Raw genomic sequence first — 16,118 nt, forward strand, 5'->3', positions numbered from 1 at the left:
GGTTTTGGCTTAATGAAATTTATGATGACTCTTTCTAGAAAATCGTAAAATGGGCAGTCTTACTGGATGTAAGGTAATGCAGGATTTTTTTAAAAGAGTTAATGCGACGTTAACGAAAAAAATTCTTTGCCAGACAGCTATTGCGCTGAGCATTGTAGTTTTAAAATTGTAATTGATTAATTTTAAGGGGTGTTAACTTAGATTAACGCTATAGTATTTCAAATTGGCCAGTTGGCCGGGATGTATGCCTGTGCTTGTTTTGTTTCAGCTTGGTTGTCATGACCTTGTTTGCCTTACCGCGCGCCAGGGATGAGGGATAGGTATTGCTTGTAATAAACGTGTCGCATAGCAGTAATATCTTTCCTGTTGGTCTGTGCCACTGCCTACAAACAAGAACTTCAGGAAAATGCCCTATATGCGGCATAAGCAACACCTGGATTATCCGCCGCTTTACCTTGCAGATTCTCACCGTGTGGTTTTAACAACAATACAAACTTCAGCTTGTATTTATTACGTTATCTATGTGTGTTACACAATAACATTTTTAATCGAGGATTTTCTCTCTGCTTACATTATCTAATTATCACATAATTCTCAGAAGACTATGGACAGCTTATTATTAGGGAAAAATCATTGGCCTCAGCATCTACGGCCCTCAGCAACCTTATAACAGTTGACAACTGAATATCTAAAAGCCCTTTTTCAATCTTTGAGACATCGGCTATCCATTTCAGCCCTATGCCCAACCTCGGCTAAGGTCATCTTTTTCGCTTTTCGTATCTTATACAGGTTTGCACCGAAACTCTTTATTTCAATTTGCATATCCATCTAACAAATACAAAAACTTTTTTTGGCACACAAGCGTATAACTTTACCGCTTTTCGATTTTTTTTACCTTATGTTTGCTTTTAGAATGACATACCCACTTATAATAATGTGAGAGTTATAAATCATACCTTCGCATCATTATAGATGGACATAAGGCATTTCTGTTCAGTTGCGCTAGGAAAAGTTCGAAGATTTCACGCGTCAGCACTGAACAGGAGTATGCCCGCGCAAACTTATTGCGTGGGCTTCTTGTTCGCTTTGCTAACGCGCCCACTTCGAACGGGTTCCCTGGCGGCGGCAAGGAGTCCCACGCATTTTTTTGACTCCTTCCTTTCAGAAAGTAACCCATAAATCCCAATATATGAGTGAAAGGAATCCTTCGTTTATCTATGACGATCGTACCCCGTGTTTCTCCATTATGAAAAGATTCTAAGGAGGAACTTTTCCCTGCAACCATATCACCCAACCCATTTGGTGATCTATACAAGCGGATTACAATTCCCAGTATTCTTACGAAAGATTCTAATTGAAACGGTTGATCCTAACTGGGATCTTGTCACCTTTTATCGGATGATGCGGTTGTAGACAATGACTGTCACTATAAAGGACAAATGCTGGAACCTTTATCGAATGAAGCACAAGCAATAATTATCATAAAACTCGTGAACACTACAAATGTTCATCGACTACATCAACAAACACTATACTGCTAAAGTTAAGTACATTCTTAATTGGCATAGGTTATGAGAAATGCGGGATTTCCATCCCTGCAACTCCCCTTATTGCTTAACATTTAAGTTGATATCTATGGATGGTGTGAACCAAGGTCTGTTGAAATCTCGGAAAGCTATATAGATTCCTTCGGACAGGATATGTGAGAACAGAAGATCTATCCTTCTCGGCCACTCCATTCGCTAATTCTAACGCAGACATATGAACTGCGATGCATGAGCCAATAGTGATCTATATGCTGCTGGAACTTGTATCCAAAGCACATGAATTAATCCGTACTGTTTTATACGAAAAATAAACCCTTATGAGAACAAGAGAATTTTTTCCGAAAGCTATTAGTATGTGTTGTCGAAAATGTATTGATCAAAGGAAACGATTAGTTGGAAATCTAAAAGTACTCAATATTAAAAAGTTCATCTATTATTCTACGTTTGAATCTACACTTAAAGACTTCGATAAATTTTACAGTATTTACCTTCCTGATATATCATAACTAGATGGTCAATGTCTTTGAGCATGGATGACAAATATTAGAGAAGTATAAACACAGTAAGTTGTATAATACTCCCATGCTCATAATAACAGATTTTAATGAAATTAGTGGCAACACTATTCGTGAGATCGGCCCAACCGTTGAACCATTGTCGGTCGAATATGCTGGAGCAACTGGCCTGAATTAGAAATCAGGCGTATTTGCAACAAAAGAACTCATCAACCGAAATATTAGCTTCCTTGTAGGTAACATCAAGTCCGATAAAAAATCTCCTTCATTTTAACATTTACGTCTTAAAGTGGACGTTATGGCAATTATTTCCAGTTATATTAATCAACGTATATGAATACTAACAAAAAAAAGGCAATTCAAAAGAAAAATCTTTTACATTCTGCCTTATCTGATGACGAATACTAAATCCGGAAGATGTCTTCTTTTCCTTCTGTGATAGATCCAATATACGTGCGGAAATTAACAAGCTGGATCGATTGCTAGAAATAGTATCTAAACTGATTCTGAGAACATTCGACTTTGCTATGATCTCGTTGACACGGACTACCGGCGGTTAATCGAAGCTGCATTTCTCTTTACAGGCATTCAAGCCAATGATGAGGTATCCGTGGAACGATTTCTTGGTTTATTCGCTCACGAGATCAACACACAAATATCGGGTGCTTCATTGGCCGTAGAAGCCATAATAGAAAAAACGGGATCATTCTTTTCGTCTCGACCAGATTTAGCTTTCTATTTGATTACGCTCAAAAGTATTCTTTTCAACAGTAGTCAAATTCTCACAATATGATTACTACAGTACGATTTAGTGAGAATTTCTTCACGCTCAGAACTGATCCCAAAGCATTTAAAGTAGATGATTTTATAGACGAATGTACAATTCCCTATCAACTATATAACGAAAATTTCAACAAAAATCTTGTAGTAGAATTAAATGAATTACAGGGTAAAACGTTACTCACAGATCAAATTAAGCTCGGTCAAATTATTCAAAATCTTTTAAGCAACGCTTACAAACATAGCAAAGGACATTCTGTTAGTCGCAAGTGGCGCGGATCGCTGGGTTTCTTTTTCAATCGTTAGCCACGGACACACAATCCCTACAAAAGAGCTTAAACAACTTTTAAAGATGTATTACAAAGCAAGCCAAAGTAACGCAGGATATGGCATAGGATTGTATTTGTGTGAATTATATGCAGAGCATCTTTTCGGAAGATCAAAATAACAAGTAATAAGGGCGTCACTACTTTTACGGTAAGTATTCCTTGTGAAATAAGAGACTAAAGTGGCATAGGTCATCCGGTAATGGATTCTTCCTACGCCGGAATCCATTTCTAACTATAATAACTATACCACAATCTATATTATGAAAAATTTGCCCAATTGGCATGAAAAGCCGCTCTCACTTACCAACGATGAAATATCTGATCCTGCAAGTGTTCTATCAGATTTTCTTCATTCTTATCCCCTGCCTGAAGTCAGGGAATATATAAAAGCACTACTCCTTATGGCATGCAGTGATCCTGATTGTAACGCAGCATTCAATATAATTTTTTGCGAAGATATCATTCGTTTAATCGAATCCTGTCACATAATAAATCAAACAGACAATGGAAGAAATAACAGCCAATGAATATGTCTTGTCAAGGGTAAGAGAGCGTCACTTTAGAATTTGGAAGATGGAAAATGATACAATGGGAGTAAAGGGCGATACGCAATCCGACAATAATAGTAAAACAGCCAATGATTTGACTGATCCCCAAAAGAAAAAGATGAGGAAAAAGCCAACATCTAAAGCGTTCTTAAATTCGACGTTTCCAACCCTACTTGACTTTAAGCACCCATATCGTCAGATTCTGATGGCTATCAAGACGAAGCCATTCTTGATCATGACTGGAGTATGTGGTACTGGTAAATCTCGTTTTGCGCGAACCCTTGCGTATCAAACATGTCCTAAACATCTGCAAGAAGGTGGACAGCCAGGTAATTTTCAGATGATAGCAGTTCAATCAGACTGGCACGATTCATATGGAATAATAGGCTGGACGAACCTTCATGGTATTTATCAGTTTACGCCTTTTATCCATTTTCTGATCAAAGCGTGGAAATATCCAGACGTACCATTTATACTATGCCTTGATGAAATGAATCTAGCTAAGGTAGAGATGTATTTTGCTGATTTTCTGTCTATAATTGAAAGCCGCCTTTGGGTTAAAGGAGAGCTTACATCAGATGCATTTATTGCAGCAAGTCAATTTAGATCTTGTCTGAATGTAGATTCTGATTTATGGGCCAAAATTGGGGTAAAGATTGATGAAGGAACGCAGCAGAGGCTTCTAAGAACAGGATTAACACTACCTCCAAATCTGATAGTAATTGGAACCGCAAACATGGATGAGTCAGGGAAGAAATTTAGTATGAAGGTGTTAGACAGAGCTTCAATTATCGAAATGCCTGACATTGACTTTTATAATGGTATCAAATCGAACGATGCGGACTTGAAGTTTCCAGATATTCCAATGCCAATGGAGCAAATAATGGGTATAATGCTGTATGGAAGCGAAGCTTATGAGCTTTATCCTAAAAATGGGGATTTAATTATATCAGAACTTCGAGCGTTAGATAAAATAATCGCAGAATCACCCTTTAGGTTCGGGTATCGGCTTCGTGATGCGGCACTTATATATTGCAGTTATAACATTAACCTACCCGGATCTGGCAATGATAAAGAGTCAGTTTATAAATATTTAGATGAGGTATTATTGATGAAAATGCTTCCTCGTATATCTGGTTTCAATGTGACTGAGAAACTGATTGACAATTTACTTTGTTTTACTAGAAATAAATATCCGCAGAGCTTTAAACGGCTTACATTGATGAAAAACGGAGCTAATGAGTATACTGGCTTTTCTTTTTGGTAGTTATTATCGTATACGATAGACATTTCCAACCTGTATTGTCAAGATAGCTATATTATCAAGCACACATTTAACCGAATTTTTAAAGAATTTAAATAAAAGCAAATATTATTAAATCGCGGTCAAATAGTTTTCAAATGGATTTCATATAGAGTTGAATCATTTCCAACAAAAGCCCCATCTGTACATGAGGGGCTTTGATGTGTAAATTCATTTTTTCGGTGAAATTGGAACCTCTTTTTTACCATCTGAACAAAAGCAGAGAACCAGTTTATGACACAGTCATAAATTGCCTTCAAATAATGTTCCTATGTCTCAGGTGATTACTTTAAATGACTGGCTAAACATTCAACCCACGAATAAAGAAACAGACCAGCGGCTTTACCTCACGGAAGATGAAATACGGTCGTTCAAGCAATTTGAGCATGCAACTACTGAAGAAATACAAAACATCATTACCACACTTCACTGTCTTGCTTTAACTACTTACGACCTGTATTGTAATGGAGTGAAAAATAATAAAATGTCCTCCGCTGCCTGATTCTGCGATTCTGTTAACCTAATAAAATTAAACATTAAAGACCTATGCAAGATCAAAATATTTTTCCAAATATGCTAAGGGAGCGAAGTCCATAGTCAAAGACAATCGTCTATGTGTCATATACACCAGAGTGTCAACTAAGGAACAAGCAGAGGGGAATTTGAGTCTGGAAACACAGAAAAAGGCCTGTAATCAACTTGCGGATAAGCAGGACTATGATATTCTAGCTTATTTCGGCGGTACTTACGAATCAGCTGCTAGTGATGAAAGAAAGGAGTTCAAGCGAATGATTGAGTTTTGTAAGAAACAAAAAAGCAACGTTAAAATCATCGTCTACAGTCTTGATCGGTTCAGTCGTACGGGTGACAATGCCATTTGGCTAACTCGACAATTGCGAGATTTGGGCATTCAGATTATTTCGGTCACTCAACCTATAGATACCAAGAATCCATCAGGTATACTACAACAGAACATTCTCTTCCTGTTTAGCCAGTATGACAATGATCTAAGACGGCTGAAAACCATCGAAGGTATGAAGGAAAGGCTGCTAAGAGGCGAATGGCCTTGCCATGCTCCTTTAGGCTATGATCATGTAACTGTAAATGGGCAAAAGACTATTGTTATAAACGAGACAGGCAAGCTGTTAAGGAAAGCCTTCCTATGGAAAGCCAATGAGGGTATCAGTACTGTCGAAATCCTGAAAAGGTTGCATAGCCATGGCCTGAAACTTACCAAGCAGGCTATCGGCAAAGCATTAGTAAACCCATTCTATTGTGGAATCCTGTCTCATTCGTTATTAAATGGAGAAGTAGTAGAAGGAAAACATGAAAAGCTAGTGAGCAGGGATATTTTTTTAACAGCCAATGAAGAAAAGAACAAGGTCACTCACGGCTTTGTACAAAATCCCTTAAACGAAGCACTGCCGTTAAAGCTATTCATGAAATGTGAGGCCTGCGATATGTATTTAAGGGGCTATTTGGTCAAACGAAAGAACCTATACTATTATAAATGTGACAATGGTAGCAAATGTTCTTGCCATATAAGCGCTGCCAAACTCCACGAACGGTTTATGATTATACTAAGTGAGATAACCCTTCCTGAAAAGTATATTCCTGTATTTCAGCTTCAATTGAGAAAGCTATTTACTACCGTAAATGCAGAAAGAGAGGAAACCACTAAGCATCTTAAAGCTAGGCTTACGGAACTGGAAGAAAAGATCGAAAAGCTTGAAGAACGGTATGTTGAGGAGAAGATCACAGAAGAGCTTTATAAAAAGTTCGCTGGCAAATACGGACTAGAACGAAAAAAACTGCTGGAGGAACTACAACAGTGTCCAGTAAACGCCTCGAACCTCGAAAAATTCATTGAATTTGCTACTCAGCGTGTCACAGAACCCGCGCTGACATGGAATCACAGCAATTACCGAGAAAAACAAAGAATGCAGAAAACGATATTTCCTGAAGGGATATATTATAACAAGGAAAATGACCAACCTCGAACCACAAAAATAAATCCTTTATTCTCGCTCGTTGCAGACCTGACGGGCACTTCATACAAAGAAGAAACCCGACCTTTTGAGACTATTCTCAAGAAGTCGGGTTTGGTGATCCCGCTGGGACTCGAACCCAGGACCCATACATTAAAAGTGTATTGCTCTACCAACTGAGCTACGGAATCATTCCCTTTTTTCGTGATTGGGATTGCAAAGGTATACAAAAAATCATTCCTTCCAACTTTTTGACAACTTTTTTTCAAACATTTTTACAAAACCCGCTACAGACAAAAAGAAACAACATATATCATTTACCCCTATTTTTGCATCTGAAAAAAATTTCTAATGCAAAATAAGGTCGTAGTCATCACCGGGGGGACTTCCGGTATTGGTAAGGCACTGGCAGTAGCTTCCCTCAGGGCGGGCGCCAAAGTAGCCGTATGTGGCAGAAAGGCAGATACCCTCGAGGCACTTGAAAAAGAACTCGCTACTGATAACCTGTACACCTATACCGCTGACGTCAGCAAGGAAGATGATTGCAAACACTTCATCGACCAGGTAATTGCCAGACTCGGTAAAATAGATGTGCTGATCAATAACGCCGGCATTTCCATGCGCGCATTGTTCAAAGACGCTGATCTGACAGTACTTAAGCAATTGATGGATATCAACTTCTGGGGAACTGTCTATTGCACAAAATATGCTTTACCGTCACTGCTGGCGAACAAAGGAACCGTTGTAGGTGTATCTTCTATAGCAGGTTACAGAGGCTTACCCGGTCGTACCGGCTATTCCGCCTCCAAATTTGCCATGCAGGGTTTCCTCGAAGCTCTACGCACCGAAAATCTGCATACAGGCATTAACGTAATGTGGGTAAGTCCAGGGTTCACCTCATCGAATATCCGAAACACAGCCCTCAACGAACAAGGGCGCGCACAGGCAGAAACACCACTGGATGAAGGAAAACTAATGAGCGCTGAAACTGTGGCAGAAGAAATACTCAAAGCTGTCATAAAACGGAAACGCACATTGGTACTTACAGGGCAGGGCAAACTGACAGTTTTCCTCAGTAAACTTTTCCCCGGATTGCTAGATGGACTGGTGTATAACCATTTTAAGAAAGAACCAGGTTCACCACTTAAATAATTAACATTAAGCCGTTCATCGTCAATGATTGATTACAAAGGCATTAGCATGAACGGCTTAACGTTTATCTTTCAGGTTTTGTCACCTTTCTTACCGATGTTATACGCCCCAAAGCCCCTACCCCAGCCTATTTATAGTTATGCACATCTGAACAAGTTATTGACAAATTCAATACAGCAACATATATATTTTATATTTCTTTGCAGACAAAATGCCGTCTATCACTCAATGGCATTCTTTTTGGGAAAGTGGTATTCATTGATAACATGTCCATAATTACACTGACATCCGACATCGGCTTGCAGGATTACCTGGTAGGCGCCATCAAAGGGCAACTGTGGCAACACTGTCCTGGTGCCCCCGTCATGGATATCACTCATCAGATCTCCCCCTTCAACCTCCCACAGGCTACATATATATGTAAGAGCGCTTTCTCTTACTACCCGCCACGTACATTCCATATTGTACTGATCAACCTTTTTGACAGAAAAGCGAATCATGTACTGCTGGCAGAACATAACGGACAATATATCGCCTGTGCTGATAACGGACTCGTGACGATGATAGCCAACGGTACTCCCGATAAAGTCGTTAGATTACAACTATATAAAGATCAGCCACAGGATACCTTTACTATCCTGAGAAGATTCGCCGAAGCTTATAAAGATCTTCAAAGTGGTAAAACACTCGAAGAAATCGGTGAACCAGCCCGTGACTTCGTCATCAAAAATAACCTGCAGCCAATGACCGGACAGGATTATATTGATGGTCAGATCATTCATATCGATAACTTCGAGAACGTAGTCGTAAATATCACCCGCCAACAGTTTGAAGAAAATAGACAAGGCAGACCCTTCTCTATTTTCTTCCGCCGGGATGAAGTGATTACACAACTTTGTGAAACCTACGCCGATGTACCGGAAGGCCATAAACTGGCCCTCTTTAACGCAGCCGGCTATCTCGAAATAGCTATTAATAAAGGCAACGCCGCCGGCCTCTTTGGTCTTCAGGGCTTTAGCCGCGATCAACTCGTATCCGGCTTCCAGAAACTGGCGTTCTATCAGACGATACGTATCATCTTCGGCTAATTCAGCCGGAACCAGGTCCCCCATGCCTGACTCCAACATATTTGTTTGTTAATCAATTCCTTTCCTATAGCGACTTTTCACCCTGGCATCTTCAAAAATTTTCTCTTATTAAAGAAAAAGTTAAAACTGTTATCGCTAATTATCATAATTTGCCACTTTTTCTATTTTTGTCGGACCTAAAACATCCTTATGAATTTTAAAAGGACCAACAATATTGTAGGTTGGGTTGTCTGTATCATTGCCTGCACTGTCTACATTATGACTATGGAGGCCACCGGCAGTCTTTGGGACTGCGGCGAGTTTATTTCTAGTGCCTACAAGGTACAGGTTCCGCACCCTCCGGGAGCTCCTTTATTTGTGCTGTTGGGTAGATTGTTTACTATTCCGTTTCCGCCCTCTCAGGCAGCTATCGGCGTAAACCTGATGTCTGCACTGTCAAGCGGATTCACTATCCTGTTCCTCTTCTGGACCATCACACACTTCGCACGTCGTCTGATGGTGAAAGCCGGAGAAATTATTTCCAGCGAAAAAATGATCGCTATCATGGGCGCTGGTGTAGTAGGTGCATTAGCTTACACCTTCTCCGACTCTTTCTGGTTCTCCGCTGTAGAAGGTGAGGTGTACGCCATGTCGTCCCTCTTTACCGCTATCGTATTCTGGGCGATCCTGAAATGGGAACACGAATCAGATGAAGCCTACGCTGACCGCTGGATCGTTTTCATCGCTTTCACAATGGGTCTCTCTATCGGTGTCCATCTGCTGAACCTCCTCACCATCCCGGCTATCGTAATGGTGTACTATTTCAAACGCTCTCCTAAAGTAACCCCTGCCGGTACTTTCTGGGCGTTTATCGTTGGCTGCGCTATCACCGGTCTCGTGCAGAAGTTCGTTATTCAGGATACCGTCAAGGCTTCCGGTCTGATGGACGTATTCTTCGTGAATAACCTCGGCCTGCCTTTCTACAGTGGCTTCGCCTTCTACTTCATCGCACTGGCTGCAGTACTGTTATACGGATTGAAAAATCCTAAATTCGGTCTCTATGCACCACTCATCCTGATCGCTTCCGTTATCGTCATCCCTGCCTTTAACGACGCTTCAGGTGCTGGTATCAAAATATTAAAGCTGATCATCTCCGCAGCAATCGTATTTGTACCTTATTTAATTAAGCTGTTCGATGTAAAAATCGACTCCTCCGGCTTTACACACGCTATCAAAGTAACCATCTACTCTATCATATTCCTCCTGCTCGGTTACTCCACTTATATTACTACAATGATCCGCTCTACCGCGAATCCTTCTGTAGATATGTACAACGTGGACAACCCGATCTCCCTCGTAGGTTACCTGGGTCGTGAACAGTATGGTGACTTCCCGCTGATCTATGGTCAGGTATTCACTGCCCGCCCTTCTTCTTATGAAGACGCAGGAAACATCTACGCACGTGGTAAAGACAAATATGAGATCGCTGGTAAAAAACAGGTGCCTGTTTATGCTGCTGAAGATAAAATGCTGTTCCCTCGTGTATGGGACGCCAGCAACGATCAGGGACATGCAGACTACTACCGCGACTGGCTGGGCCTCGATGCAAATGCACGACCTAGCTTTAAGGATAACGTTAACTTCTTCGTGACATACCAGGTTTACTTCATGTACTTCCGCTACTTCATGTGGAACTTCTCCGGTAAACAAAACGATACTCAAGGTTACGGTAACAAACGTGACGGTAACTGGATCACTGGTATCTCCTTCATAGATAATATCATGTACGGCGACCAATCCATGATGCCGGACAGCCTGAAGAACAACAAAGGGCACAATACCCTGTTCCTCCTGCCATTCGTATTGGGTGTGATTGGTTTCTTCTATCAGTATAATAATCACCGTAAAGACACACTGGTAGCCTCCCTCCTGTTCTTCTTCACCGGTTTTGCTATCGTGCTCTACCTGAACCAGGCGGGTAACCAGCCACGTGAACGTGACTATGCATACGTAGGCTCCTTCTACGCATTCGCTATCTGGATCGGTTTAGGTGTACTGTCTGTCGCTGAATTCCTGAAGAAAAAGACAAAATCAGCTATCTCCGCGCCGGCTGCAGCTATCGTTTGTCTGGTGGCTGTACCTGTGCTGATGGGCTTCCAGGAATGGGATGACCACGACCGTTCTACCAAAACTATCGCCCGTGATGTTGCCGCTGACTACCTGAACTCCTGCGCCGAAAATGCGATCCTGTTCACCGTCGGTGACAACGATACTTACCCGCTGTGGTACGCACAGGAAGTAGAAGGTATACGTCCTGATGTTCGTGTAATCAACCTCAGCCTCCTCGGTGTTGACTGGTATATCGATCAGCAACGTCATATGGTTAACAAGAGCGCAGGCGTTCCGATGTCCTGGACTCCTGACAAATACCAGGGTGAAAACCGTAACTACATCCAATACTATGACGGTGGTAGCTTCCCACAGGATAAATTCTATAACCTGAAAGAAGTAATGGCATTCATGGGTTCTGATGATCCTCGTGCAAAACTGTCCACTACCGACGGTTCACAGATCAACTACCTGCCTGCTAAAAAACTCTTCGTACCAGTAAACGTAGCAGAAGTGCTGAAAAACGGTACTGTTGATATCCATGACAGCGCACGCGTAATGCCACAGCTGCCATTCCAGATCAGCAAATCTTACCTGCTGAAGAATGACCTCGCTGTATACGACATCATCGCTGCTAACGACTGGAAACGTCCAATCTACTTCACCAGCCCTACCGACCTCGGTCTGAATGACTACCTCCGTCCGGATGGTCTGACCTACCGCCTCGTACCGCTGGCTAAGACAGAAAGCAACGATCCGATGGGTGCTGACAACAACGTTAACATCCCTGTGATGTACAAAAACCTGATGGAGAAATTTGCTTTCGGTGGTGCTAACGTTCAAGGTACTTACTTTGACGAACCAAACCGTAAACTGCTGCAATACCTGCGTAACGCTTACACCAAACTCGGTACCGCTATGGCACTGGCCGGTGATAAAGATTCCGCACTCGCAGTACTGAATAAGAGCGATAAGAACCTCCTGCAGGGTAACTTCCCTTACGCGATGACCACACCGGGACAGATGCACAACTACAGCTCTATGCAGACTGTATACGCTTACTACCTGGCTGGCGATCCGAAAAAAGCAGACGAGATATCTCAGCTGATCATCAAAGATTGTACACAACAGTTACAATACTATCGCAGCCTGCCACCTTCTAAAATGAATGGTTTACAGCGTGATATGCAGATGGCAGAACAGTTCATCACCCTGCTGCAACGCATGAAGGAAGATTTCACTCATCCTGAACGTCGCCAGCAACTGGAACAACCAACAACTATTCGGGTTGATAGCCAGGAGCAGGAAATTGATGGTGCTCAAGACAAATAACCAATAATCTGGTATAAATAAAAAAGGCGACCACTATTCAGTGGTCGCCTTTTTTATCGCCCGGAAACAGCAGGTCTGGTATTTTCTTCATCCTACATTAGTCCTGCGTTAAAAGACGTAGCGCTTTAACGTAGGTTCAGGATGAATGAATTAAGCAAAACAACTATTCCTGATGCTTAATCCCTAATTGATTGGACACCAACCTGCAATGATCACATTTCAGATCAAACTTCGCCAATAACTTACTCTCCAGCCGCCATTCCCCTCCACAAGACGGACAATGATGCGCCGACTCCTTACTATTATCTGCATTAAACAGATAGTAATAACTCGGTTTACCGGTCAACTGCTCCAGCCGGTTACAGATGCCACGACCCTGCGTCGTCAGCGGACTATTAATATCCGATAAAAAGTTGTGAAACTGACGCTCTCCCAGCGACCCACGAAACCATAATCCGTCAATCTCAGCATAATTGGTAGACCATGAATTGATATCCTCATAATTCCTCTGCCATACACTCGTATACGGCAGATGATACAAGGGGATCTGATCAAACGTATCTCCCGATCTCACAGGAGACGATCCTCCCCAATAAAGAATAAATGAACTGGACGCATCCACCTCCGCAGTCGGTACCGATACAAGGTGCTCGCCCAGATAATGATAGGATACTGTCACTCCATATCGTTCCATCAACACAGTGATCCACTGATTGACATAATCGCTGTTATAACGCTCTTCCAGCGAGTCCTTTTTGAGGCACTGCACATGTAAAGACACCGCATTGTCAAGGAAAAGGAATACGTCATTTCGGGATACTAACTGACCATTGGAACGAAGGGAACGGATAAAGAAATCGGCGTCACGGAGCAATGCCTCCTTTTCCGCCTGAGGCCATACGGCCCTCTCAAACAGGATCTGATAGATGAACATAGGATATAGTATTCATAATAGGATATATTAAATATACCTAAATACTTTCACTAAAAAAAGTGTCTCTTTCCAATCCTTCCATACTGGTTATGAATGACATAGATAAACCGCCCTGCCGATAAATAAAAAAACTCCTGCGTTTGCAGGAGTTTTACATCAAACATTAGAACACTATTATAATTTACCTACCTGATCCCACCAGAACTTTACGCTCTCTTTTACCTCAGGTACGCTGTTATCCCAGTTATACTCATATTCTACGGAAAACATGCCCTTAAAGCCCTGTGACTTCAGTTCAGCCAGTACAGCAGGCATATTACACACACCGTTACCCCAGATCACATCATGTGCATCACGGGATTTCTCATTCAGATCTTTGAAATGCAGATGCAGTACATGCCCCTTCAGCTGTTTGATACAATCTACCGGCTCCATACCTGAACGTACCCAGTGACCGATATCTGCACAGGCTCCCATATACTTACTGCGGCCCTGAATTGCTACCAGCACGCTGTCAGGATGCCAGTAATGACTCGGTTTCGGATGATCGTGGATAGCCACCTTGATCTTGTACTTGTCACACAGGGAAGATACGGCATCCCAATGCTCGCGTTTAGGCTCTGCAGTGATCACCTGAATGCCCATAGATTTCGCGAATTTGAATACCTGCTCCCATTCCAGTTCGCTGGCCGGTGATACAACACCATAAGCTACCAGTTTCTTCTTTTTTGCCTTAAACATGGCTTTTACTTCGGCCTGTTTTGCGGCATCCATTCTCCAGTCGAATTTACCATCGATGCCATTCCCGATCGTCTGACCGTTATAACACTCCAAATACTCAATACCTGCACTATCCATCTTTTCCAAAGCCTGCCCAAGTGTAAAATGGTTGAAGGTATACGCCTGTGCACCTAATTTCCAGCCCAGTCTATCGGCGGCTTTTCCCTGCGCAAAACTTAACGTGGATGTCATCGTCGCTCCAGCCAGTACACCGGCCAGGAACAGCACGCTGCTCATTTTTTTAATCATCTGCAATAGTTTTAATTTGGTAATCAGTAAAGACCTGTGTGAAAAATACCCCGTTTCTATGAACAATGCAAACAATCCGGGTTGACCGGTCACATCTGACCGTTAACGGATCATATATCAAAGCATCCGACGCCCGCACATTTCATTAACCAGAGCATCCTTACGACCAATTCTCACGTTCCCGGGACACCCTGATAACAGCAGTAAGATATCATAACACTGTTAAAAAATAATCACTCTTTCTTATATTAAAATATGCCACATACATAACCGACTATATCATATCGATATTCTTCGTTACATTTTTATGAAATTACCGGCTATGGAGTATGCATATACATCATACCACTAAATTGCCTAATTTTAAATATTATGAGAGGCATACATTTTTCCAAATTTGAACCCGATGAGCAGCAGGGAAAATCGCCCTTTGAGAAGTTACTGGATGTATTCACTCAACTGCTGACTTACACCAGCGGAGATGTCAGTGAAGCATTGCAATGGCTGACCGAACTGGACAAAGAGTACCAACTTACCAATGAAGATTACGGCATCGGAGATTTTATACAGGAGCTGAGAGAAAAAGGATATATCCGTGAAAACGAAGAAAACGGAAACATCCAGATAACCGGCAAAACAGAACAAAGTATTCGTAAAAGAGCACTGGAGGAGATCTTCGGTAAACTGAAGAAATCCAATAACGTCGGTAATCACAATACCCGCAAATCCGGTCAGGGAGACGAACTGAATGCTGACAGCCGTCCTTATCAGTTTGGTGACGCACTGGAACAGATCGATATGACTGCTTCCATCCGCAACGCACAGATCAATCACGGTATAGACAGTTTCTCCATCCATCAGGATGACCTGGAAATTCAGGAGACAGACTTCAAAACCCAGACGTCTACCGCCCTGATGATCGATATCTCCCACTCCATGATCCTCTACGGTGAAGACCGTATCACACCGGCCAAAAAAGTAGCGATGGCCCTCAGTGAACTCATCACCACCCGCTACCCGAAAGACACGCTCGACATTATTGTATTTGGTAACGACGCCTGGCAGATCGAGATCAAAGATCTTCCATATCTGCAGGTAGGTCCTTTCCATACCAATACCGTAGCCGGTCTGGAACTGGCCATGGACATCCTCAGACGCAGACGTAATCCGAACAAACAGATCTTTATGATCACTGACGGAAAGCCAACCTGCCTCAAGAACGGAAAAGAGTACTATAAAAATAGCTTCGGACTGGACCGCAAAATCCTGAACCGTACGCTCAATCTTGCTGCTCAATGCAAGAAACTTAAAATTCCGATCACCACCTTTATGGTAGCTACCGACCCGTGGTTGCAAAAATTCGTAACTGAGTTTACCGAAACCAACAACGGGAAAGCCTTCTTCTCTGGTCTGGACAAACTGGGACAATTCCTTTTCTTCGACTTCGAGAACGGAAAAAGAAAAATGCTTTAACAGGCATCGTAA

8 protein-coding genes, 1 tRNA gene and 1 pseudogene are annotated in these 16,118 nt (G+C 42.1%); 7 read left to right on the forward strand and 3 right to left on the reverse strand.

Annotation, left to right across the window (positions count from 1 at the left end; all coding sequences use genetic code 11):
- Positions 1 to 2,851: 2,851 nt before the first annotated feature.
- The 3 genes and pseudogenes from FEF09_RS16375 to FEF09_RS34785 all read left to right on the forward strand — a co-directional run.
- Positions 2,852 to 3,148 (forward strand): HAMP domain-containing histidine kinase, encoded by a 297-nt coding sequence (locus FEF09_RS16375; protein WP_146306126.1) that lies wholly within the window; start codon positions 2,852 to 2,854, stop codon positions 3,146 to 3,148.
- A gap of 527 nt (positions 3,149 to 3,675) precedes the next feature.
- Positions 3,676 to 4,986, forward strand: a complete 1,311-nt coding sequence (locus tag FEF09_RS16380; RefSeq protein ID WP_146306127.1) for an McrB family protein — start codon at positions 3,676 to 3,678, stop codon at positions 4,984 to 4,986.
- 656 nt (positions 4,987 to 5,642) lie between these two features.
- Positions 5,643 to 6,389, forward strand: a pseudogene (locus FEF09_RS34785) (recombinase family protein); the annotation flags it as partial.
- Between the two features lie 736 nt (positions 6,390 to 7,125).
- On the opposite strand, the gene FEF09_RS16390 reads toward FEF09_RS34785, so the two are convergent.
- Positions 7,126 to 7,201: transfer RNA gene (locus FEF09_RS16390), tRNA-Lys, on the reverse strand.
- A 160-nt stretch (positions 7,202 to 7,361) separates the two neighbouring features.
- Here FEF09_RS16390 and FEF09_RS16395 point away from each other — a divergent pair.
- From FEF09_RS16395 to FEF09_RS16405, 3 genes are all read left to right on the forward strand, one after another.
- Complete coding sequence (locus tag FEF09_RS16395; RefSeq protein WP_146306128.1) at positions 7,362 to 8,162, forward strand: SDR family oxidoreductase; 801 nt, start codon at positions 7,362 to 7,364, stop codon at positions 8,160 to 8,162.
- A gap of 266 nt (positions 8,163 to 8,428) precedes the next feature.
- The gene (locus FEF09_RS16400; RefSeq protein ID WP_146306129.1) at positions 8,429 to 9,250 is read left to right on the forward strand and encodes an S-adenosyl-l-methionine hydroxide adenosyltransferase family protein; all 822 of its coding nucleotides are present in this window, start codon (positions 8,429 to 8,431) and stop codon (positions 9,248 to 9,250) included.
- Positions 9,251 to 9,439: 189 nt separating this feature from the next.
- A complete protein-coding gene (locus FEF09_RS16405) occupies positions 9,440 to 12,670 on the forward strand; it encodes a DUF2723 domain-containing protein (RefSeq protein WP_146306130.1) in 3,231 nt (1,076 codons plus the stop codon).
- A 163-nt stretch (positions 12,671 to 12,833) separates the two neighbouring features.
- Here FEF09_RS16405 and FEF09_RS16410 read toward each other — a convergent pair whose 3' ends face one another.
- Complete coding sequence (locus tag FEF09_RS16410; RefSeq protein WP_146306131.1) at positions 12,834 to 13,604, reverse strand: Zn-ribbon-containing protein; 771 nt, start codon at positions 13,602 to 13,604, stop codon at positions 12,834 to 12,836.
- A 174-nt stretch (positions 13,605 to 13,778) separates the two neighbouring features.
- The gene (locus tag FEF09_RS16415) at positions 13,779 to 14,633 is read right to left on the reverse strand and encodes a sugar phosphate isomerase/epimerase family protein (protein WP_146306132.1); all 855 of its coding nucleotides are present in this window, start codon (positions 14,631 to 14,633) and stop codon (positions 13,779 to 13,781) included.
- A 372-nt stretch (positions 14,634 to 15,005) separates the two neighbouring features.
- Here FEF09_RS16415 and FEF09_RS16420 point away from each other — a divergent pair, with 372 nt between their 5' ends.
- Positions 15,006 to 16,106: a vWA domain-containing protein gene (locus FEF09_RS16420; protein ID WP_012792275.1), complete on the forward strand. Its 1,101-nt coding sequence runs from the start codon at positions 15,006 to 15,008 to the stop codon at positions 16,104 to 16,106.
- The last annotated feature ends 12 nt before the right edge of the window (positions 16,107 to 16,118 follow it).

The sequence above is a fragment of the Chitinophaga pinensis genome (genome assembly GCF_007896845.1).
GTDB lineage: Bacteria > Bacteroidota > Bacteroidia > Chitinophagales > Chitinophagaceae > Chitinophaga > Chitinophaga pinensis_C.

Bases quoted from the DNA above. Each gene is read 5' to 3' on its own strand.
- FEF09_RS16375 (WP_146306126.1), top strand. From the start codon at position 2,852: ATGATTACTACAGTACGATTTAGTGAGAATTTCTTCACGCTCAGAACT.
- FEF09_RS16380 (WP_146306127.1), top strand. From the start codon at position 3,676: ATGGAAGAAATAACAGCCAATGAATATGTCTTGTCAAGGGTAAGAGAG.
- FEF09_RS16395 (WP_146306128.1), top strand. From the start codon at position 7,362: ATGCAAAATAAGGTCGTAGTCATCACCGGGGGGACTTCCGGTATTGGT.
- FEF09_RS16400 (WP_146306129.1), top strand. From the start codon at position 8,429: ATGTCCATAATTACACTGACATCCGACATCGGCTTGCAGGATTACCTG.
- FEF09_RS16405 (WP_146306130.1), top strand. From the start codon at position 9,440: ATGAATTTTAAAAGGACCAACAATATTGTAGGTTGGGTTGTCTGTATC.
- FEF09_RS16410 (WP_146306131.1), bottom strand. From the start codon at position 13,604: ATGTTCATCTATCAGATCCTGTTTGAGAGGGCCGTATGGCCTCAGGCG.
- FEF09_RS16415 (WP_146306132.1), bottom strand. From the start codon at position 14,633: ATGATTAAAAAAATGAGCAGCGTGCTGTTCCTGGCCGGTGTACTGGCT.
- FEF09_RS16420 (WP_012792275.1), top strand. From the start codon at position 15,006: ATGAGAGGCATACATTTTTCCAAATTTGAACCCGATGAGCAGCAGGGA.